This window comes from Mixta calida (assembly GCF_002953215.1).
Lineage (GTDB): Bacteria > Pseudomonadota > Gammaproteobacteria > Enterobacterales > Enterobacteriaceae > Mixta > Mixta calida.
The window spans coordinates 1,019,490-1,044,167 of the sequence record NZ_CP026378.1 but is presented as its reverse complement, the minus strand read 5'-3'; the positions used below and the strand labels follow the sequence as shown (position 1 = coordinate 1,044,167).

The 24,678-nt window shown below is 56.3% G+C and carries 17 protein-coding genes, 3 tRNA genes, 3 rRNA genes and 1 pseudogene; 9 read left to right on the top strand and 15 right to left on the bottom strand.

Annotated features, from left to right (window positions below; genetic code table 11):
* Positions 1 to 25 precede the first annotated feature (25 nt).
* The gene (locus C2E16_RS04855; RefSeq protein WP_038630119.1) at positions 26 to 829 is read right to left on the bottom strand and encodes an endonuclease/exonuclease/phosphatase family protein; all 804 of its coding nucleotides are present in this window, start codon (positions 827 to 829) and stop codon (positions 26 to 28) included.
* Between the two features lie 203 nt (positions 830 to 1,032).
* Here C2E16_RS04855 and yafC point away from each other — a divergent pair, with 203 nt between their 5' ends.
* Positions 1,033 to 1,932 (top strand): DNA-binding transcriptional regulator YafC, encoded by a 900-nt coding sequence (yafC, locus tag C2E16_RS04850; RefSeq protein ID WP_084971321.1) that lies wholly within the window; start codon positions 1,033 to 1,035, stop codon positions 1,930 to 1,932.
* Positions 1,933 to 2,146: 214 nt separating this feature from the next.
* Here yafC and C2E16_RS04845 read toward each other — a convergent pair.
* The 7 genes from C2E16_RS04845 to gmhB all read right to left on the bottom strand — a co-directional run bounded on the left by C2E16_RS04845 (position 2,147) and on the right by gmhB (position 8,524).
* Positions 2,147 to 2,223: transfer RNA gene (locus tag C2E16_RS04845), tRNA-Asp, on the bottom strand.
* A gap of 74 nt (positions 2,224 to 2,297) precedes the next feature.
* Positions 2,298 to 2,413 (bottom strand): 5S ribosomal RNA (gene rrf, locus C2E16_RS04840).
* Between the two features lie 208 nt (positions 2,414 to 2,621).
* A 23S ribosomal RNA gene (locus tag C2E16_RS04835) occupies positions 2,622 to 5,527 on the bottom strand.
* Between the two features lie 178 nt (positions 5,528 to 5,705).
* Positions 5,706 to 5,781, bottom strand: a tRNA-Ala gene (locus tag C2E16_RS04830).
* A 112-nt stretch (positions 5,782 to 5,893) separates the two neighbouring features.
* Positions 5,894 to 5,970, bottom strand: a tRNA-Ile gene (locus C2E16_RS04825).
* Between the two features lie 73 nt (positions 5,971 to 6,043).
* Positions 6,044 to 7,586 (bottom strand): 16S ribosomal RNA (locus C2E16_RS04820).
* The 16S, 23S and 5S rRNA genes sit together here with 3 tRNA genes alongside, the layout of an rRNA operon.
* Before the next feature lie 377 nt (positions 7,587 to 7,963).
* On the bottom strand, positions 7,964 to 8,524 hold the full coding sequence (gene gmhB / locus C2E16_RS04815; RefSeq protein WP_038627993.1) for a D-glycero-beta-D-manno-heptose 1,7-bisphosphate 7-phosphatase: 561 nt from the start codon (positions 8,522 to 8,524) through the stop codon (positions 7,964 to 7,966).
* Between the two features lie 195 nt (positions 8,525 to 8,719).
* On the opposite strand from gmhB, the gene metN reads away from it, so the two are divergent.
* From metN to proS, 6 genes are all read left to right on the top strand, one after another.
* The gene (metN, locus tag C2E16_RS04810) at positions 8,720 to 9,751 is read left to right on the top strand and encodes a methionine ABC transporter ATP-binding protein MetN (RefSeq protein WP_038627996.1); all 1,032 of its coding nucleotides are present in this window, start codon (positions 8,720 to 8,722) and stop codon (positions 9,749 to 9,751) included.
* Positions 9,744 to 10,397: a methionine ABC transporter permease MetI gene (locus C2E16_RS04805; protein WP_038627999.1), complete on the top strand. Its 654-nt coding sequence runs from the start codon at positions 9,744 to 9,746 to the stop codon at positions 10,395 to 10,397. The genes metN and C2E16_RS04805 overlap by 8 nt, the downstream gene beginning before the upstream one ends.
* Positions 10,398 to 10,429: 32 nt before the next feature.
* Positions 10,430 to 11,245, top strand: coding sequence for a MetQ/NlpA family lipoprotein (locus C2E16_RS04800; protein WP_038628001.1), 816 nt, complete (start codon positions 10,430 to 10,432; stop codon positions 11,243 to 11,245).
* Between the two features lie 218 nt (positions 11,246 to 11,463).
* Positions 11,464 to 11,871, top strand: a complete 408-nt coding sequence (rcsF, locus tag C2E16_RS04795) for an Rcs stress response system protein RcsF (protein WP_038628004.1) — start codon at positions 11,464 to 11,466, stop codon at positions 11,869 to 11,871.
* Positions 11,868 to 12,575: a tRNA (N6-threonylcarbamoyladenosine(37)-N6)-methyltransferase TrmO gene (gene tsaA, locus C2E16_RS04790; protein WP_084971491.1), complete on the top strand. Its 708-nt coding sequence runs from the start codon at positions 11,868 to 11,870 to the stop codon at positions 12,573 to 12,575. The genes rcsF and tsaA overlap by 4 nt, the downstream gene beginning before the upstream one ends.
* Positions 12,576 to 12,677: 102 nt before the next feature.
* Entirely contained in the window at positions 12,678 to 14,399 is a 1,722-nt protein-coding gene (proS, locus tag C2E16_RS04785) for a proline--tRNA ligase (protein WP_084971493.1), read from the top strand.
* Between the two features lie 59 nt (positions 14,400 to 14,458).
* On the opposite strand, the gene arfB is transcribed toward proS, so the two are convergent.
* Positions 14,459 to 14,869 carry an alternative ribosome rescue aminoacyl-tRNA hydrolase ArfB gene (gene arfB / locus C2E16_RS04780; RefSeq protein WP_038628011.1) on the bottom strand — a complete coding sequence of 137 codons (411 nt, stop codon included), beginning with the start codon at positions 14,867 to 14,869 and terminating at the stop codon, positions 14,459 to 14,461.
* 290 nt (positions 14,870 to 15,159) lie between these two features.
* On the opposite strand from arfB, the gene C2E16_RS04775 reads away from it, so the two are divergent.
* Together C2E16_RS04775 and rof are read left to right on the top strand one after the other, a co-directional pair.
* The gene (locus C2E16_RS04775) at positions 15,160 to 15,360 is read left to right on the top strand and encodes a YaeP family protein (protein WP_038628013.1); all 201 of its coding nucleotides are present in this window, start codon (positions 15,160 to 15,162) and stop codon (positions 15,358 to 15,360) included.
* Complete coding sequence (gene rof / locus C2E16_RS04770) at positions 15,347 to 15,610, top strand: Rho-binding antiterminator (protein ID WP_038628016.1); 264 nt, start codon at positions 15,347 to 15,349, stop codon at positions 15,608 to 15,610. Before C2E16_RS04775 ends, rof begins: the two co-directional genes overlap by 14 nt.
* A gap of 32 nt (positions 15,611 to 15,642) precedes the next feature.
* Here the strand turns inward: rof and C2E16_RS04765 are convergent, their stop codons facing one another.
* The 6 genes and pseudogenes from C2E16_RS04765 to dnaE form a co-directional block, all read right to left on the bottom strand.
* Positions 15,643 to 15,951 carry a c-type cytochrome gene (locus tag C2E16_RS04765; protein WP_038628018.1) on the bottom strand — a complete coding sequence of 103 codons (309 nt, stop codon included), beginning with the start codon at positions 15,949 to 15,951 and terminating at the stop codon, positions 15,643 to 15,645.
* Positions 15,948 to 17,264, bottom strand: coding sequence for a tRNA lysidine(34) synthetase TilS (tilS, locus tag C2E16_RS04760; RefSeq protein ID WP_038628020.1), 1,317 nt, complete (start codon positions 17,262 to 17,264; stop codon positions 15,948 to 15,950). The genes C2E16_RS04765 and tilS overlap by 4 nt, the downstream gene beginning before the upstream one ends.
* Before the next feature lie 56 nt (positions 17,265 to 17,320).
* Positions 17,321 to 17,710, bottom strand: coding sequence for a VOC family protein (locus tag C2E16_RS04755; protein WP_038628023.1), 390 nt, complete (start codon positions 17,708 to 17,710; stop codon positions 17,321 to 17,323).
* A gap of 174 nt (positions 17,711 to 17,884) precedes the next feature.
* Complete coding sequence (locus C2E16_RS04750; protein WP_084971484.1) at positions 17,885 to 20,053, bottom strand: lysine decarboxylase LdcC; 2,169 nt, start codon at positions 20,051 to 20,053, stop codon at positions 17,885 to 17,887.
* A 159-nt stretch (positions 20,054 to 20,212) separates the two neighbouring features.
* Complete coding sequence (gene accA, locus C2E16_RS04745; RefSeq protein WP_038628027.1) at positions 20,213 to 21,172, bottom strand: acetyl-CoA carboxylase carboxyl transferase subunit alpha; 960 nt, start codon at positions 21,170 to 21,172, stop codon at positions 20,213 to 20,215.
* Between the two features lie 12 nt (positions 21,173 to 21,184).
* Positions 21,185 to 24,666 (bottom strand): annotated as a pseudogene (dnaE, locus tag C2E16_RS04740) (DNA polymerase III subunit alpha).
* Positions 24,667 to 24,678: the final 12 nt, after the last annotated feature.

The window sequence follows — 24,678 nt, the reverse complement described above, 5'->3', positions numbered from 1 at the left end:
AAGCCGATCGCAGGATCGGCTTTTTTTATGCCTGAACAGAATCGGTAGCGGCGAATTCGACCAGCAGCGGATTATGATCGGAGGCGCGCGTTACCAGCACGCTGGCTTCGGCTACCTGTAATCCACGGTAGAAAACGAAATCGAGCGGTCTGCCAAACGCCTTACGCCGATGATCATCGGTAAAGCGCACCTCGCGTAAACCCATCTCGCGCGCAAAACGATAGAGCGCGTTCATACGCTGACGGCTCCATGCATTGAAGTCCCCGGCCATAATCACCGGGCCGTCATGATGCGCCAGCTGCTCGCCAATCGGCCCCAGCTGTTTGCTGTAAACATCGATGCCAAGGCTAAAGTTAACCGCATGGATGTTTACCACCATCAACATTTTGCCGTCCGGTAAAGGATAAGCCGTAATTAGCGCCGATTTCGCCAGGCGCAGCAGCGGCTCACGTTCGCGCAGCGGGCAACAGTAAACCGGATGGGCAGCCGCCAGCGTCATGACGCCTGACGGGTGTTGCGGTAGCACGAAAGCAGGCACCTGATCCGCCGCCAGATAGTTCGACGTCGCAAAGCGCACCAGCTCCGGCGTGGTCTGCGCCTCCTGCAGCAACACCAGCTGCGCATCTTTGCCAAAGTTTTGCAGCACTGACAGCCAGTCAGCCCGCTGCTGCTTAAAGATATTCCATACCAGCACGCGTAGCGTTGCGCTGGAGGTAATCGGCGCGCCTGGCGGAAGCGCTTGCCCAACATGCAGCATGGCGTTCGGCTGGAAAATTCTTTCCGCTGGCTGGCCGGCTACATATCTCATGGCATAGGTTTTTTTCCGCACGATACCGCCCGTTTCTGAAGTGTCTGTATACAACTACTGACTTCAGTTATAGGGGCTTCAGGGGAGAGTTTCAATCGGCGCGATGGAATTTACCTTTCCGACAGGCAAGCAAATGTTACGATAGCAACAAATTCGGATCGCCCTGCCCTCTGCTATCCTGTCCGGCAAGAACGCAGAGGAAAGAATAACGTACGGGAGACGGGGTGAAAGCATCTACAGATGAGTTAAAAATCTTTGTTACGGTAGTGGAAAGCGGCAGCTTCAGCCGCGCAGCCAGGCAGCTGGAGCTGGCGACCTCCGCCGTTAGCCGCGCTGTGAAAAAGCTGGAAGCTAAGCTCGGCGTTGAACTGCTGACGCGCACCACTCGCCAAATCAGCCTTACACAGGAAGGCGAAGGCTATTTTCGTAAGGTGCAAAAGCTGTTGCAGGAGATGGCGGCGGCGGAAAATGAGCTGATGGAAAGCCGACAGGTGCCGCGCGGATTACTGCGGGTAGATGCCGCCACGCCGGTTGTTTTACACCTGCTGACGCCAATGATGGCGCCTTTTCGCCAGCGCTACCCAGAGATGACGCTTTCTCTCATCTCTTCCGAAACCTTTATTAATTTGATTGAGCGTAAGGTGGATGTGGCGATCCGCGCCGGGAACCTGACAGACTCCAGCCTGCGCGCCCGTCCACTGTTTACCAGCTATCGCAAAATGATTGCAGCGCCAGCTTATCTGGCGCGCTGCGGCGTGCCGGTAAGCGTTGACGAGCTGGCGCAGCACAGCTGCCTCGGCTTCGTAGAAACGCCGGCGCTGAATCGCTGGCCTGTAGCGCAGCCCGACGGCGAACTCTATACCATTCAGCCCACCATTACTGCCAATAGCGGAGAGACGCTGAAGCAGCTCTGCCTGGCGGGGAACGGTATCGCCTGCCTCTCAGACTACATGATCGATAAAGAACTCAGCGATGGTAGCCTGGTTGAGGTACTGGCCGATAAACGCCTGCCGGTCGCAATGCCGTTTAACGCCGTTTATTACAGCGATCGCGCCGTCAGTACGCGCGTCAGGGCCTTTATCGATTTTCTCGGCGAATGGATTAACGAACATCATCTTCTGTAAGGCTACTCACGCTCCATCGTACACAGACTGGAGCAAATGGCGCGGTAAACGCTCTGGTACGCAGTCTGTATGCTTCAGGTACATAAAATATTGAACCCAAAACTGATGAAGAAAGTCTGCGTAAAAGTTTTGGGCTTAAGTGAAGGCATTGAAGCGAGCCAAAACAGAAAAGCAAAAAGCCCTGACATTGCTGTCAGGGCTATTGCTTATAGAGTGGCGGTGCGGACGGGACTCGAACCCGCGACCCCCGGCGTGACAGGCCGGTATTCTAACCGACTGAACTACCGCACCACCGAATACTGCATTACCAGCGGGGTCTCGCTGATAACCGGTGTCGACCTTTACAGGACTAACCTTGATTTGATGCCTGGCAGTTCCCTACTCTCGCATGGGGAGGCCCCACACTACCATCGGCGCTGCGGCGTTTCACTTCTGAGTTCGGCATGGGGTCAGGTGGGACCACCGCGCTCTTGCCGCCAGGCAAATTCTTTGTGCCGGAAACGAATCTCCTGCGCTGCTGCTGCGTTGGCCGCATTCGCATCACTCAGTCACATACCGCTGTATGCTCCTTCCTGATGTCTCATTTGCCGCCTTGCTTCAGCGCAACATCTTTCGTTTCCGCAGATTTCTTTTATCCGGTAAACAAAGCTGAAAATCGTCTCTCATCCTCAAAACGCCTGTGGCGTTGTAAGGTTAAGCCTCACGGGTCATTAGTACCGGTTAGCTCAACGCATCGCTGCGCTTACACACCCGGCCTATCAACGTCGTCGTCTTCAACGTCCCTTCAGGGGGCTCAGGGCCCCAGGGAAGACTCATCTCGAGGCAAGTTTCGTGCTTAGATGCTTTCAGCACTTATCTCTTCCGCACTTAGCTACCGGGCAGTGCCATTGGCATGACAACCCGAACACCAGCGGTGCGTTCACTCCGGTCCTCTCGTACTAGGAGCAACCCCTCTCAGTCTTCCAGCGCCCACGGCAGATAGGGACCGAACTGTCTCACGACGTTCTAAACCCAGCTCGCGTACCACTTTAAATGGCGAACAGCCATACCCTTGGGACCTACTTCAGCCCCAGGATGTGATGAGCCGACATCGAGGTGCCAAACACCGCCGTCGATATGAACTCTTGGGCGGTATCAGCCTGTTATCCCCGGAGTACCTTTTATCCGTTGAGCGATGGCCCTTCCATTCAGAACCACCGGATCACTATGACCTGCTTTCGCACCTGCTCGAACCGTCACTCTCGCAGTCAAGCCAGCTTATGCCATTGCACTAACCTCACGATGTCCGACCGTGATTAGCTGACCTTCGTACTCCTCCGTTACACTTTGGGAGGAGACCGCCCCAGTCAAACTACCCACCAGACACTGTCCCCACGCCGGATTACGGCGCCAGGTTAGAACATCAAACATTAAAGGGTGGTATTTCAAGGATGGCTCCACGCAGACTGGCGTCCGCGCTTCAAAGCCTCCCACCTATCCTGCACATCAAGGCTCAATGTTCAGTGTCAAGCTGTAGTAAAGGTTCACGGGGTCTTTCCGTCTTGCCGCGGGTACACTGCATCTTCACAGCGAGTTCAATTTCACTGAGTCTCGGGTGGAGACAGCCTGGCCATCATTACGCCATTCGTGCAGGTCGGAACTTACCCGACAAGGAATTTCGCTACCTTAGGACCGTTATAGTTACGGCCGCCGTTTACCGGGGCTTCGATCAGGAGCTTCTCTTGCGATAACCCCATCAATTAACCTTCCGGCACCGGGCAGGCGTCACACCGTATACGTCCACTTTCGTGTTTGCACAGTGCTGTGTTTTTAATAAACAGTTGCAGCCAGCTGGTATCTTCGACTGGCTTCGGCTCGGGGAGCGGGTCCCTCCACCTACATGCCAGCGTGCCTTCTCCCGAAGTTACGGCACCATTTTGCCTAGTTCCTTCACCCGAGTTCTCTCAAGCGCCTTGGTATTCTCTACCTGACCACCTGTGTCGGTTTGGGGTACGATTCACTGTTACCTGATGCTTAGAGGCTTTTCCTGGAAGCAGGGCATTTGTTGCTTCAGCACCGTGGTGCCTCGTCGTCACGCCTCAGCCTTGACCTTCCGGATTTGCCTGGAAAGTCAGCCTACACGCTTAAACCGGGACAACCGTCGCCCGGCCAACATAGCCTTCTCCGTCCCCCCTTCGCAGTAACACCGAGTACGGGAATATTAACCCGTTTCCCATCGACTACGCCTTTCGGCCTCGCCTTAGGGGTCGACTCACCCTGCCCCGATTAACGTTGGACAGGAACCCTTGGTCTTCCGGCGAGCGGGCTTTTCACCCGCTTTATCGTTACTTATGTCAGCATTCGCACTTCTGATACCTCCAGCATGCCTCACAGCACACCTTCGCAGGCTTACAGAACGCTCCCCTACCCAACAACGCATTCGCGTCGCTGCCGCAGCTTCGGTGCATGGTTTAGCCCCGTTACATCTTCCGCGCAGGCCGACTCGACCAGTGAGCTATTACGCTTTCTTTAAATGATGGCTGCTTCTAAGCCAACATCCTGGCTGTCTGGGCCTTCCCACATCGTTTCCCACTTAACCATGACTTTGGGACCTTAGCTGGCGGTCTGGGTTGTTTCCCTCTTCACGACGGACGTTAGCACCCGCCGTGTGTCTCCCGTGATAACATTCTCCGGTATTCGCAGTTTGCATCGGGTTGGTAAGCCGGGATGGCCCCCTAGCCGAAACAGTGCTCTACCCCGGAGATGAATTCACGAGGCGCTACCTAAATAGCTTTCGGGGAGAACCAGCTATCTCCCGGTTTGATTGGCCTTTCACCCCCAGCCACAGGTCATCCGCTAATTTTTCAACATTAGTCGGTTCGGTCCTCCAGTTAGTGTTACCCAACCTTCAACCTGCCCATGGCTAGATCACCGGGTTTCGGGTCTATACCCTGCAACTGAGCGCCCGGTTAAGACTCGGTTTCCCTGCGGCTCCCCTATACGGTTAACCTTGCTACAGAATATAAGTCGCTGACCCATTATACAAAAGGTACGCAGTCACCCTCATAAATGAAGGCTCCCACTGCTTGTACGTACACGGTTTCAGGTTCTTTTTCACTCCCCTCGCCGGGGTTCTTTTCGCCTTTCCCTCACGGTACTGGTTCACTATCGGTCAGTCAGGAGTATTTAGCCTTGGAGGATGGTCCCCCCATATTCAGACAGGATACCACGTGTCCCGCCCTACTCATCGAGCTCACAGCACATGCATCTTCGTGTACGGGACTGTCACCCTGTACCGTGCGCCTTTCCAGACGCTTCCACTGACACACATGCTGATTCAGGCTCTGGGCTGTTCCCCGTTCGCTCGCCGCTACTCAGGGAATCTCGGTTGATTTCTTTTCCTCGGGGTACTTAGATGTTTCAGTTCCCCCGGTTCGCCTCGTTAAGCTATGTATTCACTTAACGATAGTGTGACGAATCACACTGGGTTTCCCCATTCGGACATCGCCGGCTGATAGCGGTTCATATCACCTCACCGGCGCTTTTCGCAGATTAGCACGTCCTTCATCGCCTCTGACTGCCAGGGCATCCACCGTGTACGCTTGGTCGCTTAACCTCACAACCCGCAGGCGTCTTGCGACACCGCATGGTGCGAGAAATTGAGAGACTCTGAACAGTTCTTTATACAAGAAGCTGCTCTTTCAAATTTTCAGCTTGTTCCGGATTGTTAAAGAGCAAATACTGCACAATACATTCGTGAATGTATTCTGGAGTGGTCATCAACCTGACGTTGATGGTGGAGCTAAGCGGGATCGAACCGCTGACCTCCTGCGTGCAAAGCAGGCGCTCTCCCAGCTGAGCTATAGCCCCAGATATACTGTAAAATCACCGTTAACCTTTAATTCCGTTCAGGACAAGGCATGGTTTCGCGAAGCATAGTAAACTATGCAAGCCGGAACCATAACGCCGTACTGGAAGGAATTGGTAGGCCTGAGTGGACTTGAACCACCGACCTCACCCTTATCAGGGGTGCGCTCTAACCACCTGAGCTACAAGCCTGCCGGGATTTTACTGCTCGTTAATTTCTATCAGACAATCTGTGTGAGCACTGCACGGGAAGGTATCAGCTTGGTAAGGAGGTGATCCAACCGCAGGTTCCCCTACGGTTACCTTGTTACGACTTCACCCCAGTCATGAATCACAAAGTGGTAAGCGCCCTCCCGAAGGTTAAGCTACCTACTTCTTTTGCAACCCACTCCCATGGTGTGACGGGCGGTGTGTACAAGGCCCGGGAACGTATTCACCGTGGCATTCTGATCCACGATTACTAGCGATTCCGACTTCATGGAGTCGAGTTGCAGACTCCAATCCGGACTACGACGCACTTTATGAGGTCCGCTTGCTCTCGCGAGGTCGCTTCTCTTTGTATGCGCCATTGTAGCACGTGTGTAGCCCTGGTCGTAAGGGCCATGATGACTTGACGTCATCCCCACCTTCCTCCGGTTTATCACCGGCAGTCTCCTTTGAGTTCCCGCCATCACGCGCTGGCAACAAAGGATAAGGGTTGCGCTCGTTGCGGGACTTAACCCAACATTTCACAACACGAGCTGACGACAGCCATGCAGCACCTGTCTCACGGTTCCCGAAGGCACTAGGGCATCTCTGCCGAATTCCGTGGATGTCAAGACCAGGTAAGGTTCTTCGCGTTGCATCGAATTAAACCACATGCTCCACCGCTTGTGCGGGCCCCCGTCAATTCATTTGAGTTTTAACCTTGCGGCCGTACTCCCCAGGCGGTCGACTTAACGCGTTAGCTCCGGAAGCCACTTCTCAAGGAAACAGCCTCCAAGTCGACATCGTTTACGGCGTGGACTACCAGGGTATCTAATCCTGTTTGCTCCCCACGCTTTCGCACCTGAGCGTCAGTCTTCGTCCAGGGGGCCGCCTTCGCCACCGGTATTCCTCCAGATCTCTACGCATTTCACCGCTACACCTGGAATTCTACCCCCCTCTACGAGACTCAAGCCTGCCAGTTTCAAATGCAGTTCCCAGGTTAAGCCCGGGGATTTCACATCTGACTTAACAGACCGCCTGCGTGCGCTTTACGCCCAGTAATTCCGATTAACGCTTGCACCCTCCGTATTACCGCGGCTGCTGGCACGGAGTTAGCCGGTGCTTCTTCTGCGGGTAACGTCAATGACGGCGCGTATTAAGCGCCATCCCTTCCTCCCCGCTGAAAGTACTTTACAACCCGAAGGCCTTCTTCATACACGCGGCATGGCTGCATCAGGCTTGCGCCCATTGTGCAATATTCCCCACTGCTGCCTCCCGTAGGAGTCTGGACCGTGTCTCAGTTCCAGTGTGGCTGGTCATCCTCTCAGACCAGCTAGGGATCGTCGCCTAGGTGAGCCGTTACCCCACCTACTAGCTAATCCCATCTGGGTTCATCCGATGGTGTGAGGCCCGAAGGTCCCCCACTTTGGTCTTGCGACGTTATGCGGTATTAGCCACCGTTTCCAGTGGTTATCCCCCTCCATCGGGCAGATCCCCAGACATTACTCACCCGTCCGCCACTCGTCAGCGAAGCAGCAAGCTGCTTCCTGTTACCGTTCGACTTGCATGTGTTAGGCCTGCCGCCAGCGTTCAATCTGAGCCATGATCAAACTCTTCAATTAAAGTCTGATGCTCATAGAAAAACGTCGTAATGAATTACGTGTTCACTCCTGAGACTTGATACTGCAAATGTGTTTTGCGATATCCGTCCTGTGAGTGCCCACACAGATTGTCTGATAAATTGTTAAAGAGCGGTGCGACCGGCGTTTCGTGCCGTTGTCGCGAGGTGGCGTATATTACGCTTTCCTCTTTCAGAGTCAACCCCTTTTTCAGAAGTTTTTCTCCGGCGATTCAGACTTCGCTGAACCGCTCAACACCGCATGGCGTAAGCCGTTGTGCCGTGTCGATGGAGGCGCATTATAGGGAGTAATTCGGGGCTGACAAGTGCTAATTTCAACTTTTTTATCGTTCGCTGAAATTTCGTGCAGAACGCCTGTTTTTAGCCCTGTTTTATCCGTGCAGGCAGGTCGGCAATGCTGTCCAACACCCAATCGGCCGCCTTTTCGCCTTCGACGGTGACCGCTTTGCCGCTGCGCACCAGCACATTGGTGCCAACGCCAGCTGCTTTGCCCGCCAGGACATCATCAATCTTATCGCCTACCATATAGGAAGCGGTCATATCGATATTAAGGTGCTTCATCGCGCTCAGCAGCATGCCGGGCTGCGGCTTGCGACAGTCGCACTCCTGACGATACGCTTCAACCGCCGCTTCAGGATGATGGGGGCAATAGTAGATGCCGTCAAAGTCCACGCCTCTGTCGGCCAACGACCAGTCCATCCACTCGGTGAGCTGCATAAACGTATCTTCGCTAAACATGCCGCGCGCGATGCCGGACTGGTTCGTCACCAGCACCAACGCATATCCCATCTCTTTCAGCTCGCGCATCGCTTCAATAGCGCCGTCGATAAACTGAAAATCATCAATCTCATGGACATAGCCATGATCCACATTCACTGTGCCATCGCGATCGAGAAAAACCGCCGGTACTTTAGCCGTCACGTAGAAACTCCTGCTGCCGAATTTGTCTGTCAGTATCGCATGATTGTAATAAAAGAGAGAATGGCAGATTGAATCTCTCTGATTGATTTGGACGTCTGGATGCCTTAACATCCGTTTCAACTTTTTGTCGGTCCGCTCAGGCAAAAACAGAAAACACCACGGATAACTACATCGCGATAGATAATAAGTAAATCAATGATAAAACTTTCCCATATTACTAAAGTCTTTCAGCAGGGCTCGCGCACTATTACCGCGCTGTCCGATGTTAGCCTGCATGTGCCCGCCGGGCAGATTTACGGCGTCATCGGCTCATCCGGCGCCGGTAAAAGCACGTTAATTCGCTGCGTCAACCTGCTGGAGCGCCCGACTTCAGGCAGCGTTCTGGTCGATGGTCAGGAACTGACGACGCTTTCCGAAAGCCAGCTTACGCTGGCGCGCCGCCAGATCGGCATGATTTTCCAGCATTTCAATCTGCTTAACTCCCGCACCGTATTCGGCAACGTAGCGCTGCCGCTAGAGCTGGACAATACGCCGCGCGAAGCGGTAAAAGCGCGCGTCACCGAGCTGCTGGATCTCGTTGGTCTTGGCGACAAACATGACGCCTGGCCAGCGAACCTTTCCGGCGGACAGAAACAGCGCGTCGCTATCGCCCGCGCATTAGCCAGCAGCCCGAAAGTGCTGCTGTGCGACGAAGCCACCAGCGCTCTCGATCCGGCGACCACGCGCGCAATTCTGGAACTGTTGAAAGATATTAACCGCCGTCTCGGCATTACCATTCTGCTGATTACGCATGAAATGGATGTCGTGAAACGCATCTGCGATCAGGTTGCGGTTATCAGCAACGGTCAGCTGATTGAAAAAGACAGCGTTAGCGAAGTCTTCTCCCATCCTAAAACGCCGCTGGCGCAGCAGTTTATTCAGTCGACGCTGCATCTGGATATTCCGGAAGATTATCAGCAGCGCCTGAAGGCTGCATCGACGGCGGAAAGCGTGCCGCTGCTGCGCCTGGAGTTTACCGGTCAGTCGGTGGATGCGCCGCTGCTGTCGGAAACGGCGCGTCGCTTCAACGTTAACAACAACATTATCAGTGCGCAGATGGATTACGCGGGCGGTGTGAAGTTCGGCATCATGCTGGCGGAAATGCACGGCAGCGAGCAGGAGACGCAGGGCGCGATCGCCTATTTACAGCAGCACCATGTAAAAGTAGAGGTATTAGGGTATGTCTGAAGCAATGATGTGGTTGTTGGCCCGCGGCATCTGGGAAACGCTGATGATGACCTTCGTCTCTGGCTTTTTTGGCTTTGTGCTCGGTCTGCCGGTCGGCGTGCTGCTCTATATCACCCGTCCCGGTCAGATTATGGCGAACAACAAGCTTTATCGCGTGATGTCCGCGCTGGTGAATATTTTCCGTTCGATTCCTTTTATCATCCTGCTGGTCTGGATGATCCCTTTTACTCGCGCCATCGTTGGCACCTCGATCGGCCTGCAGGCGGCGATCGTTCCGCTGACCGTCGGCGCCGCGCCTTTTATCGCGCGTATGGTGGAAAATGCCCTGCTGGAGTTGCCTACCGGACTGATTGAGGCGTCACGCGCGATGGGTGCCACGCCGATGCAGATCATTCGTAAGGTTCTGCTGCCGGAAGCCTTGCCGGGGCTGGTAAATGCGGCCACTATTACCTTGATTACGCTGGTCGGCTATTCCGCCATGGGCGGCGCGGTCGGCGCAGGCGGACTGGGGCAGATCGGCTATCAGTACGGCTACATCGGCTATAACGCCACGGTAATGAATACCGTACTGGTATTGCTGGTTGTCCTGGTGTATCTCATTCAGTTCTGTGGCGACCGCATCGTTCGTGCAGTCACACATAAATAAGCAACATCAATTCTCTCTATTAAGGAAGGGATATGTCTTTTACATTTAAAAAGATTGCTGCGGTAAGCGCGCTTCTGGGCGCCATGGCTCTGGCAGGATGTGGACAGGAAGAGAAAGATCCAAACCACATTAAAGTGGGTGTGATTGTGGGCGCCGAGCAGCAGGTTGCTGAGGTCGCGCAGAAAGTGGCGAAGGACAAATATGGTCTCGACGTCGAACTGGTCACCTTTAACGATTACGTGCTGCCGAACGAAGCGTTGAGCAAGGGCGATATCGATGTTAATGCCTTCCAGCATCAGCCCTACCTGGACGGGCAGATCAAAGACCGCGGCTATAAGCTGGTCTCGGTCGGCAAAACCTTCGTCTACCCTATCGCGGGCTACTCGAAAAAAATCAAATCGCTGAACGATCTGCAGGAAGGCGCTCAGGTAGCGATTCCTAACGATCCGACCAACCTCGGCCGTTCCCTGCTGCTGTTGCAGAAAGTGGGTCTGATCAAGCTGAAAGATGGCGTGGGTCTGCTGCCGACCTCGCTGGATATCGTGGAAAACCCGAAAAAGCTGAAGATTGTCGAGCTGGAAGCGCCGCAGCTGCCGCGTTCGCTAGATGACGCTCAGATCGCGCTGGCGGTGATCAACACCACTTACGCCAGCCAGATTGGGCTGACGCCGGCAAAAGACGGCATCTTTGTAGAAGATAAAGACTCCCCTTACGTCAACATGATCGTTGCGCGTGAAGATAATAAAGACGCAGAGAATGTGAAGAAATTTGTTCAGGCCTATCAGTCTGACGAAGTCGCTGACGCCGCGAATAAAATCTTTAACGGTGGCGCCGTTAAAGGCTGGTAATTACCGCGCCCGGCTGCGCGTTTTAAGCGCCAGCCGCCGCTTACAGGCGTTACTGCATATCATCAGGCGGCCCGTCGATCGGCCGGTACAGCGTATTCTGCGCTTGCCGTCCGGTTAGTCGGGCCGCCTTTTTGCTTCTCAGCTAAGACGATCGCAACTTGTCATTTCATGGATTGCTTGCTTCAATAACGCCAATTTTAAGAAACGAGGACAGTTTAATGCGTGCGTTACCGCTCTGTTTGTTGGCGCTTTCGCTGACAGGATGCTCTTTGCTGCATAAGCCCTATAAGCCCATTACCCCGCCCGCAGCCAGGCCGACGCCCGTTGAAACGCATACCCGTTCTGCCGTGCGCCCAACGCCGGTGAAGCTCTATACCGATATGAACGAGCTGCTGAGTAATCCGTTCCGCGATTTAGGCGAGGTTTCGGGAGAAGATTGCCAGACCAGCCGTCAGGGCTCGCCAGCCAATATCAATACCGCGCGTAAGCGCATGCAGATCCGCGCCTCTTATATGAAGGCCAATGCTGTCCTGCTGCATAAATGCGAAGTGGTGAACGAAAGCCAGGGCTGCTATCGCCAGGCCGTTTGTCAGGGCACCGCGCTGAAAGTCTCCGACAGTAAATGAGCCATTTCACCTTTGAACAGATCGGCGTGATTCGCTCACCGTGGAAAGAGAAGTTCGCCGTTCCACGTCAGCCGGGCCTGATTGAAGATGGCGGCGGCGAGCTGCATCTGCTGCCGCCCTATAATCAGCAGGCGGCGGTGCGCGGTCTGGAATCCTTCAGCCATTTGTGGCTGCTGTTTGTATTTCACCAAACGATGGAGGGCGGCTGGCGTCCCACCGTGCGCCCTCCCCGTCTCGGCGGCAACGCGCGAATGGGCGTTTTCGCCACGCGCTCGACCTTTCGGCCTAATCCAATCGGCATGTCGCTGGTCGAACTGAAAGGCGTTCGCTGTCAGAAAGGTCAGGTGATTCTGGAACTGGGTAGCCTCGACCTGGTCGACGGCACGCCGATTGTGGATATCAAGCCTTACCTGCCGTTTGCCGAGGCGCTGCCGCAGGCGCGCGCGGGCTTTGCGCAAGAGGCGCCGTCGGCGGAAATGCCGGTGCGTTTTTCCGCGCTGGCGCAGCAGCAGCTGGCCCGTAATGAGCCACGTTATCCGCAGCTGGCGCGTTTTATCACGCAGGTGCTGGCGCAGGATCCCCGCCCGGCCTACCGCAAAGGTGAAGAGCCCGACCGCGAATATGCCGTCTGGCTACTCGATTTTAACGTGCGCTGGCGCGTAACGTCAGAAGGGACCGAAGTCGTGGCGCTCGATGCGCGCTAATTTGTTCTCCCTTCTCTTTTGAGGTGCATCACTCGCTGGTACACTAACCGCCACTTTCAGGTCATGCTTTGACTGTTTTCCGTCCAAACTGGAATCTTACAGATGCGTACTACTCAATATCTGCTCTCCACGCTTAAGGAGACGCCGTCCGACGCCGAAGTGATCAGCCATCAGCTGATGCTGCGCGCAGGGATGATTCGTAAACTGGCTTCAGGTCTTTACACCTGGCTGCCGACGGGCTTACGCGTACTTAAAAAAGTTGAAAACATCGTGCGCGAAGAGATGACCAACGCCGGCGCGATTGAGATCTCAATGCCAGTGGTGCAGCCAGCCGACCTGTGGCAGGAGAGCGGCCGCTGGGAACAATACGGTCCTGAACTGTTGCGTCTGGTCGACCGCGGCGATCGTCCTTTCGTGCTGGGTCCGACGCATGAAGAAGTCATTACCGATCTGATCCGCAACGAGCTGAGCTCTTACAAGCAGTTGCCGCTGAATCTGTTCCAAATCCAGACCAAGTTCCGCGACGAAGTGCGTCCGCGTTTCGGCGTCATGCGCTCGCGCGAATTCATCATGAAGGACGCCTATTCCTTCCATACCTCGCAGGAGTCGCTACAGGAAACTTACGACGCGATGTATCGCGCCTATAGCGAAAGCTTCAGCCGCATGGGGCTCGACTTCCGCGCGGTCCAGGCAGATACCGGCTCTATCGGCGGCAGCGCTTCGCATGAATTCCAGGTACTGGCGCAGAGCGGCGAAGATGACATCGTCTTTTCTACCGAATCTGACTACGCCGCCAACATCGAACTGGCGGAAGCAGTCGCGCCGGCAGGCGAGCGTCCGGCACCGTCTCAACCGCTGACCCAGATTGATACGCCGAACGCTAAAACCATCGCCGAGCTGGTTGCGCAGTTTAACCTGCCGGTTGATAAAACGGTGAAAACCCTGATCGTGAAAGCGAGCGAAGAGAGCGGCCACCAGCTGGTTGCGCTGCTGGTGCGCGGCGATCATGAGCTGAACGAAGTCAAAGCGGAAAAAGTGTCTATCGTCGCCGCACCGCTGACCTTCGCCCCTGAAGAAGAGATCCGCGCCGCCGTAGGCGCAGGCCCTGGTTCGCTGGGTCCTGTCGGCCTGACGCTGCCGGTTATCGCCGATCGCACCGTGGCAAAAATGAGCGATTTCAGCGCTGGCGCCAACATCGACGGCAAACACTTTACCGGCATCAACTGGGGCCGCGATCTGCCCGAACCGTTGCAGATCGCCGATCTGCGCAACGTGGTGGAAGGCGATCCAAGCCCAGACGGTAAAGGCACGCTGCTGATCAAACGCGGTATCGAAGTGGGCCATATCTTCCAGCTGGGCACCAAATATTCTGAAGCGATGAAGGCGGCGGTTCAGGGCGAAGATGGCCGCAACCAGACGCTGACCATGGGTTGCTACGGCATCGGCATCACCCGCGTGGTGGCGGCAGCGATTGAGCAGAACCATGACGACCGCGGCATTATCTGGCCAGCCGCGCTGGCGCCGTTCCAGGTCGCCATTCTGCCGATGAACATGCACAAATCTTTCCGCGTGAAAGAGCTGGCGGAAGAATTGTACGCCACGCTGCGCGCCAAAGGCATCGACGTGCTGTTGGACGATCGTAAAGAGCGTCCGGGCGTGATGTTCGCCGATATGGAGCTGATCGGCATTCCGCACACTATCGTGCTGGGCGATCGTAACCTGGATAACGACGAAATCGAATATAAAGCGCGCCGCGCCGGTGAGAAGCAGATGATCAAACGCGATCGGATTGTGGATTTCCTGGTGGAAGCGATTCAGGGCTAAGCGTTTTATTCATCATAAAAGCCACCCACGCGGTGGCTTTTTTATTGCCTGCATATTGCCTATATTACCTTGCCGCGCAGCGCCTTCGTCGCGCTGCGCTGCGCTTTTCCTTCCAGCCGCCGCCGCTTAGAGGCCAGCGTCGGACGCGTAGCGCGGCGCGTTTTCTCCTCCGCCGTCAGCTCCCGAATCAGGTTTTCCAGCCGTTTAAGCGCAGCTTCCCGGTTCATCTCCTGGCTGCGGTACTCCTGCGCTTTGATGATCACCACCCCTTCGGCGGTGATCAGGTGATGGCTGGCGTCAAGCAGGCGCGATTTATAAAACGCCGGCAACGACGAGGCGCGAATATCAAAACGCAGATGGATGGCGGTCGCGCTTTTATTCACATGCTGTCCCCCAGCGCCCTGCGCGCGGATCGCGCTTATTTCGATTTCAGCGTCGCTGATAGTGACATTGCGTGACAGTACAATCATATATCCTGCTTGCTTAATAAGTGGTGGTGCGCAGCCTGTTTCGGCTGCGCGGCCTTTATAACGCGGGCATTCTTCTCTGCTACAGTGTGACGCCCATCGGTAAAAGGTCAATTATTTTGACCGCCTGTTCATCCCGGCGACCTGCGCCGCCGCTCTCCCATCGCCGCCTATCCGCTTTCCCTTTCTGCCGCACGCCAGGATAAATCCCTGACGTGAACAGGCTGATTTCCCGCTGGGGGCTGTGTTATAGTCGCTTAAGTCGGAGATTTACGCTCTGAAAGGAGGTGCATGTGCAGCAATATTGTGATTTGGTTCGTCAGAAGTACGCTGAAATCGGCGGCGGCGAACTGGGATACGTGCCCGACGCCATAGGTTGCGCGTTAAAAACACTGAATGAGATAGCGGCGAATTCTGCGCTAGACTCTTCTGTCAGGGAACAGGCAGCGTATGCTGCTGCAAACTTAATGGTGAGCGATTATGTTGACGAATGAAGCCTACAAACCGATCAATTGCGACGATTATGATAGTCTGGAACTCGCTTGCCAAAAACAGTGGACGCTGGCTCTGGAACTCAAGAACGGCGAGCAGCTTAAGGTGAAAGCCAACGATATGATCACCCGTAAAAACGTGGAGTATCTGGTGGCGGACCTCAGCGGCGAAACGCGCGAGCTGCGTCTGGATCATATCGCCAGTTTCAGTCACCCGGAACTAGGCACCGTTGTCGTCAGCGAGTCTGATTAAACCTGCGGGCGGGCTTGTCCCGCCCTGCGTTATTATGGCTTCAGCGAATGGTAATACGTCGCCAGATCCGCCATATCCTCATCGCTTAATCCGCTAACGAACGCCTTCATCACCTCTGCCTGACCACCGCTACGCTCCCCTTTCTTATAGGCCTGCAACGCATGCTGCAAATAGTCGGCATTCTGCCCAGCCAGATTGGGATAAAGCGACACCGACGCCTTGCCTTCCGCACCGTGACAGGCGCTACAGGCGGCCGCTTTTTCCTGACCCGCGGCGATATCGCCTGCGGCCAGCGCAGGCGCGGTAAACGAGGCCAATAGCACTATCAGCACGCTTTTCATTGCAATTCTCCATGTTGTGGTTGTTGCCAGGCGATGCGCAAACCATGGCCCGGCGCGGGGCTTCCGTCACGGCAAACAAAAGTATTCAGCGCGGCGATCAGCGTATCGTTATAAAAAATCAGCGGCGTGCTTTCACGTCGCCAGGGCGGTACGCCGCACTCCTGCCACAGTTTTTTAATTGGCCGATGTCCGCCGCGTCCGATAATGGCGAAGCTGCCCTGCGCCTGAAAGCGCACGGTAACGCTTTCATCGGCGCGCGGCGGGCGGATTTCAATGCCCGTTTCCGCCAGCCGCAGCACGCCCAGACCGTGCGGCAGCGAAAGCGGCTGCCGCACGTCAGACCAGGGCAGCACCGCGTCGCGCACCGATGGACGCAGCGGCAGCCAGTAAAGCGCCTGACGATAGCGGCGCAGTTCGAATTCCCCCAGCTGTAAACGGGGAGCCGCGTCTTCGCGCGCGCAGATGACCTCCTGCCAGATACGCTGAATGGCGTCGCGCGACGGCATTTTACCGCCGCAGGCGGCAATCCAGCGTCGCAGCAGCGCGGCGCGTCTCGCCTCGCTCAGCGCGGCGAATCCGGCGATGCGCAACGCGCCGTCCGGCTGCGTCAGCGCACGCAGCGACTCCGCCAGCAGCTCATCCAGCAGCTGCTCCTGCTCGCCGCACAGCGCCGCGCTGCGCGCCACCGCCTCAGAAAAATGGGGCCATCTGGCGTTCAGGCGCGGTACGATCTCCTGTCGTAAAAAATTGCGGTCATAACGCGTGTCCTGGTTGCTTTCATCCTCTATCCAGCGCAGCTGATGCTGTTGCGCCCAGCTTTCCAGCGCCTCGCGACGGCAGCGCAGTAGCGGGCGCAGCAGACGATGGCCCCCCAGCGTCAGGCTGGCGGGCATCGCCGCCAGACCGGCCGGACCGCTGCCGCGCTTCAACGCCAGCAGCAGCGTTTCACACTGATCGTCAAGGTGCTGCGCCGTCACCAGCGCTTCGCCAGCCTGTAAATGCTGACGAAAGGCGCGATAGCGTCCTTCGCGCGCCGAGGCCTCAATACCGCCTTCGCTACCGTTCACCGCAATTTTCACCGTCTCCAGCGCGACCTGCCATGCATCGCAAACGGTGCGGCAGTGCTGCGCCCAGCGATCGGCGTGTGGGCTAAGTCCGTGATGGATATGGATCGCGCGCAGCTGGAGATCCTGATGCTGGCGCAGCAGCGTCAGCTGATGCAACAGAACGGTAGAATCCAGACCGCCGCTGAATGCCACCAGCAATCGCCGTTCACCGGCCAGTCGTTGTTCAAGTTGTGCAAGCTGCGTCATCGGGAAACCTGTTACGGAAAAACGGCCATCGCAGGATGGCCGTCAAAGCGGATATTTTACGCCTGGTAGAGCTCCAGCGGCAAATTATCGGGGTCGTGGAAGAAGGTAAAACGCTTGCCGGTCAAAGGATCGACGCGCACCGGTTCATATGCGACGCCCTTTTCCTGCAGAAAGCGGCAGGCGTCGTCGATATCTTCAACGGCAAAGGCGAGATGCCGCAGGCCGCAGGCTTCCGGGTGGCTCACTCTGGCTGGCGGCGCAGGGAAAGAAAACAGCTCAATCATATACTGGCCGTTCAGCGCCAGATCGCCTTTCCATGAATCGCGCGCTTCGCGCCAGACTTCCTGTTGCAGCGTAAAGCCGAGGATATCGCAGTAGAACGCCTTGCTGCGCGCGTAGTCGCTGGCGATGATCGCAATATGATGAACCTGTTTAATGCCCAGCATAACTTCTCCTTGAGGGTTTCGCTTATCGCAAGTGGGTACGGTTACGAGCGGGATTTTACTGCATGTCCTGCCGCTTTCTTCATGCGGCCGCCAGGCCGTTGGCCGCCTTGTAAACCGCAATGTCGCACCCTACCTGCTCGCCCGCCGTCAGGCAAGGCGGCAAACTCTGCAAAATCAGCGTTCACCCGCCGGTATCGCCGGTTCATCCTGCTTCAGCACGCGCACCAGATAGCGCCCATCTTCCGTCAGCCTGGCGCCGTGAATATCGGTTTCAAAGCCAGGATAGTGACGGCCAATCGCGCACAGCATTAACAGGAAATCGAGTACCGGGCGGCTCGCCTCGGTGATCCTCTCTCCCGGCATCACCAGCGGCACGCCGGGGGGATAAGGCAGGATCATATTAGCGGAAACGCGATCGATCATCTGGTCGATTTCCACCGTTTCCACTTCCCCTTTTACCTGTAGCTGAAACGCCTGATGCGGCGTCATCTTCATTTCCGGCAATACGTCGAAAGCTTTCAGCATCAGGCGCGGCAGATCGTGTTGACGGATCAGCTGATGAATGCCCTGCGCCAGCGTCTGAATACGCATATTGCGGTAGAAATCGGGATCTTCGGCATAGAGATCCGGCAGGATATTTTTCACACGCAGATTAAGATCGTAGGCGCGCTTAAAGTCCAGCAGCGCGCGCAGCAGCCCCATCGCCCGCGTTTTATCGATACCGATGCTGAACAGGAACAGCAGGTTGTACGGCCCGGTTTTTTCTACCACGATGCCGCGTTCGTCGAGGAACTTCGCTACCAGCGCCGCCGGGATCCCCTCGTCCGCCATCACCCCCTGCTCGCTCATGCCCGGCGTCAGAATGGTGACTTTGATCGGATCGAGATACATATGATCGCGATCTGCATCGGCAAAGCCGTGCCACTCCTCGTCGCCGGGCTGGATCGGCCAGCATTCCGCTTCATCAATGCCGTCCGGCTGCCAGATATCGAAGAACCAGCTGTCAGATTCTTCACGCAGTCGCTGCACCTCGCGGCGGAAGTGGAGCGCTCGTTCCACCGAACGGTTTATCAGCCGACGGCCAGGATTGCCACGCAGCATCGCCGCCGCCGTTTCGATCGAGGCGACGATCGAATAGTTGGGCGAAGTGGTGGTGTGCATCATATAGGCTTCATTAAAAGTCTGTTCGTCATAGTCGCCTTTAATATGGATCAGCGAAGCCTGAGAGAAAGCGGCCAGCAGCTTGTGCGTCGACTGAGTTTCATAAATCACTTTGCCGGGCGTGCGCTCGCCGCTCATGCCGCTTTTACCGGCGTAGATAGGATGGAAATTAGTGTAAGGCACCCAGGCGGAATCGAAATGGATCGACGGCACCTCCAGCGTCTCTTTGATATATTGGGTGTTATAGAGCAGGCCGTCGTAGGTGGAGTTAGTGATCACCGCATGTACCGGCCACGCGGCGTGTTCGGTTTGCGCCACCTTCAACGCGATGCTTTCGCGCGTGAATTCGCGCTTTGGAATACCGCCGAGAATGCCCAGCGCGTTGCGCGTCGGCTTCAGCCAGATCGGCACGATATCGCTCATCATCAGCAGATGGGTTAGCGATTTATGGCAGTTGCGATCCACCAGCATGGTGCTGCCCGCTGGCGCGGCGTACATGCCGACAATTTTATTCGAGGTGGAGGTGCCGTTGGTCACCATATAACTCTGCTCGGCGCCGAAGGTGCGGGCGATATACTCCTCCGCCTCCAGGTGCGGCCCGGTGTGATCGAGCAGCGAGCCCAGCTCGGTCACCGAAATCGACGTGTCCGCCTTCAGCGTGTTGGGGCCGTAGAAGTCGTAAAACAGCGTGCCTACCGGGCTTTTTTGGAAAGCGGTGCCGGCCATATGGCCTGGCGTGCAGAAGGTATATTTTCCCTCTTTCACATAGGTGAACAGCGCGCGGGTTAACGGCGGCGTAATGTTATCGATATATTCGTCGGTATACTGCCGGATGCGCTGGGCGATGTCCTCCGCCATATCGAGCGCGTACTCAAAGAACCACAGCGCCATGCGCATCTCATTGATGCTGATGTCCATTGTGGAGTGGGTATTGATAAAGGCGTAGAGCGGCAGGTACTCGTTAAGCTGATTAATCTCGCTGCATAAATCGAGACTGTACTCATCCCAGTCAAAAATCACGCCGCAAATGCGGGGATTATGCTCAATCAGCTTCACCAAATCATTGGCGTCTTTCGGATAGATCGGTTCAAGACCCTGATTTATCAGCGCCTGATGCAGCTGGCGCATGGGTTCATCTTTATAAAAAGCGTTATGCGGTCCCATTATCGCAATAATATTCAATTAGCACCTCCTGGCGATGGGCGATAAAGAATAAGCATAGCGAAGATGCGCAGCGGCAGGAGAAATGAAGCGACGAAGCGAGAATAATCCGCATCGAAAACGCTGAATGACGGTATAAAAAAGGCGGCCCGAAGGCCGCCTTTTTTTACGCGCTACGCATCATGCGTAGCCGTAGTTCATCAGACGATGATAGCGGCGGTTAAGCAGCTCTTCGGTGTTCAGCCCATCCAGTTCGGCGAGATCGGCCAGCAGCTGCGCTTTCAGCGAAGCGGCCACCGCCAGCGGATCGCGATGCGCGCCGCCCAGCGGTTCCGGGACAATCGCGTCGATCAAATCCAGTTCTTTCAGACGCGGCGCGATAATGCCCATCGCTTCCGCCGCCAGCGGCGCTTTATCCGCGCTTTTCCACAGGATAGAGGCGCAGCCTTCCGGTGAAATAACGGAATAGGTGCTGTACTGCAGCATGTTGACCTTGTCGCCCACGCCGATAGCCAGCGCGCCGCCGGAACCGCCCTCACCAATAACGGTGCAGATAACCGGCACTTTCAGGCCAGACATCTCACGCAGGTTGCGCGCAATCGCCTCAGACTGACCGCGCTCTTCCGCGCCCACGCCAGGGTAAGCGCCCGGCGTGTCGATAAAGGTAATGACAGGCATCTTGAAACGCTCGGCCATTTCCATCAGGCGCAGCGCTTTGCGATAGCCCTCCGGCGCCGGCATACCAAAGTTACGCCGAATCTTCTCTTTCGTTTCACGGCCTTTCTGATGGCCGATGATCATTACCGGACGTCCATCCAGACGCGCAATGCCGCCGACAATCGCCTTGTCGTCAGCGTAGGCGCGGTCGCCTGCCAGCTCGTCAAAGTCGGTAAACACGTTACGGACATAGTCCAGCGTGTAAGGACGCAGCGGATGACGCGCCAGCTGCGCGATCTGCCACGCGCCCAAATCGGCGAAGATTTTACGCGTCAGCTCTACGCTTTTTTCACGCAGACGCTGAATCTCTTCATCCAGATTAATATCGTGTTTTTCATCCTGACGGCCAACCGACTTCAGGGAGTCGATTTTCGCCTCCAGTTCTGCGATTGGCTGTTCAAAATCCAGGTAATTAAGACTCATAATGTTCCTGTTTTAGTCAAACTCCAGTTCCACCTGCTCCGATCCTATCAGCGATCGCAGGTCATTCAGCAAACGATCGCAGGGAGATACGCGCCATGCTGCGCCAAAACGCAGTCTGGCCCGCGCATCCGCTCTCTGATAGTAGAGATGTACCGGAATTGTCCCCGAACGATGGGGTTCCAGAGACTGACGGAGACGGTTTAAAAGCTGGTCATCAATTTGCCTGTCCGTCAGCGAGATAGCAAGTCCACGCGCATATTTTTCACGTGCTTCGTCGATATCCATCACTTCACGGGCGGTCATTTTAAGGCCCCCGCTGAAGTCATCAAAGCTGACCTGTCCGCTGACGATCAGGATACGGTCTTTTTCCAGCAGCTGCTGGTATTTATCAAGCGCATCTGTGAACAACATCACCTCCAGACGACCGGAACGATCATCCAGCGTGCAGATGCCAATACGGTTGCCGCGTTTAGTGACCATAACGCGGGCCGCCACCACCAAACCGGCCGCGGTAGTGATTTTACCGCGATCGGTCGGATGCATGTCTTTCAAACGCACGCCGCCGACGTAGCGTTCAATCTCTTTCAGATACTGGTTGATGGGATGGCCGGTCAGATAAAGCCCCAGCGTCTCCCGCTCGCCGTCCAGCCGCACCTGCTCCGGCCACGGCGTGATGCTGGCATAGGATTGCTCTACCTGCTCCGGCTCCTCCGCCAGTACGCCGAACATATCCGCCTGCCCGATCGCCTCCGCTTTGGCGTGCTGATCCGCCGCCTTCAGCGCATCGCCCAGCGCGCTCATCAGCGCCGCGCGATGCGGCCCCAGACGATCGAAGGCGCCCGACATGATCAGTTTTTCCATCACGCGGCGGTTGATTTTCTTCGGATCGGTGCGCGCGCAGAGATCGAACAGCTCGCGGAAGTAGCCATCTTTATTTCGCGCCTCAATGATCGCTTCGATCGGACCTTCACCGACGCCTTTAATGGCGCCGATGCCGTATACGATCTCGCCGTCATCGTTGACGTGGAACTGATAGAGGCCGGAGTTGATATCCGGCGGCAGCACTTTCAGCCCCATGCGCCAGCACTCATCCACCAGGCCGACCACTTTCTCGGTGTTGTCCATATCGGCGGTCATTACCGCCGCCATAAACTCGGCCGGATAGTGCGCCTTCAGCCACAGCGTCTGGTAAGAAACCAGCGCATAGGCGGCGGAGTGTGATTTATTGAAGCCGTAACCGGCGAATTTTTCCACCAGATCGAAGATTTTCATCGACAGCTCGCCGTCGATGCCCATGCTCTCCGCGCCCTCTTTAAACACCGAGCGCTGCTTGGCCATCTCCTCCGGCTTCTTCTTACCCATGGCGCGACGCAGCATATCCGCGCCGCCGAGCGTATAGCCCGCCAGTACCTGGGCGATCTGCATCACCTGTTCCTGGTAGAGAATGATGCCGTAGGTCGGTTCCAGCACCGGCTTCAGCGACTCATGCTGCCACTGAATATCGGGTAGGAGATCGCTTCGCGCCCGTGCTTACGGTCGATAAAGTTATCCACCATTCCCGACTGCAACGGGCCGGGACGGAACAGCGCCACCAGTGCGATCATATCTTCGAAGCAGTCCGGCTTCAGACGCTTAATCAAGTCTTTCATGCCGCGCGATTCAAGCTGAAAAACCGCTGTGGTTTCCGCGCGCTGCAGCATATCAAAGCTTTTTTTATCATCCAGCGGAATCGCGGCGATATCGATCGGCGCCTCGCCCTGCTTCGCCCGGCGCGCATTAATCATATCCAGCGCCCAGTTGATGATGGTCAGGGTGCGCAGGCCGAGGAAGTCGAACTTCACCAGACCGGCGTATTCCACGTCGTTTTTATCAAACTGGGTAACCGGGTGGTTGCCGTTTTCATCGCAGTAGAGCGGCGCGAAGTCGGTGATTTTGGTCGGCGCGATCACGACGCCCCCGGCGTGCTTGCCGGCGTTGCGCGTCACCCCTTCCAGCTTGCGCGCCATATCGATCAGCGCCCTGACCTCTTCATCGGCCTCATAGATTTCCGGCAGCTGCGGCTCGGCGGCGAACGCTTTTTCCAGCGTCATACCCGGATCGGGCGGCACCAGCTTCGAGATGCGATCGACGAAACCGTAAGGATGGCCCAGCACGCGGCCCACGTCACGGATAACCGCTTTCGCCGCCATGGTGCCGAAGGTGATGATCTGCGATACCGCGTCGCGCCCGTACATATCGGCAACGTGTTCAATCACCTGATCGCGTTTTTCCATGCAGAAATCGACGTCGAAGTCGGGCATGGAGACGCGCTCCGGGTTCAGGAAGCGTTCGAACAGCAGGTCGAATTCCAGCGGATCGAGGTCGGTGATCTTCAGCGCATAGGCCACCAGCGAGCCGGCGCCCGAACCGCGTCCCGGTCCGACCGGAATGCCGTTATCTTTCGACCACTGGATAAACTCCATGACAATCAGGAAGTAGCCGGGGAAACCCATCTGGTTGATAACGTTAAGCTCGATCTCCAGACGTTCGTCATATTCCGGCCGCTTCTGCGCCCGAACCTCAGGATCGGGGAACAGGAACGCCAGACGCTCCTCCAACCCCTCGCGCGAACGCATCACCAGAAAGTCTTCGGTGGTCATCTCGCCGGTGGGGAATTTCGGCAGGAAATATTCGCCAAGCCGTACCGTGACGTTACAGCGACGGGCGATCTCTACGCTGTTTTCCAGCGCTTCCGGGATGTCGGAGAAGAGTTCGCACATCTCCTCCGCGCTGCGCATATATTGCTGCGGACTGTAGTTGCGCGGGCGTTTAGGATCGTCCAGCGTATAGCCGTCATGAATCGCGACGCGAATCTCATGCGCGTCGAAATCCTCTTCATTAATAAAACAGACTTCATTGGTCGCCACGACCGGAACGCCTTCCGCAATTGCCAGCTCGACGGCGGCATGCAGATAGCTTTCCTCATCAGGACGCCCGGTGCGGATCAGCTCCAGATAATAGCGATCGGGAAAGTGTTCCTGATAGAAGGCGAGACACTGCGCCACCAGCGCCTGATTGCCGCGAAGCAGGCTGCGGCCCACGTCTCCGCGGCGTCCGCCAGAGAGCAGAAGCAGCCCTTCGCTGAATTCCGCCAGCCAGTCGCGATCGATCGTTGGCCCGTTAACGCCGTAGCCGCGCTGGTAGGCGCGTGAAATCAGCAGCGTCAAATTCTGGTAGCCAGTATTGTTCATCGCCAGTACGGTGATTTGTGTCAGCTCGTCGCCCATCAGCTCGCTGGCGACGAGAAAATCGGCGCCGATAATCGGCTTAATGCCAGCGCCGTGCGCCGTACCGTAAAACTTCACCAGTCCGCACAGGTTGGTGAAATCCGTGATCGCCATCGCCGGCATACCGAGCGCGGCCGCTTTCTTCACCAGCGGGCCGGTCTTCGCCAGTCCGTCGACCATCGAATAATCGCTGTGGATACGCAGATGAATAAAACGTGGTTCGGCCATCTTTCTTTCCGG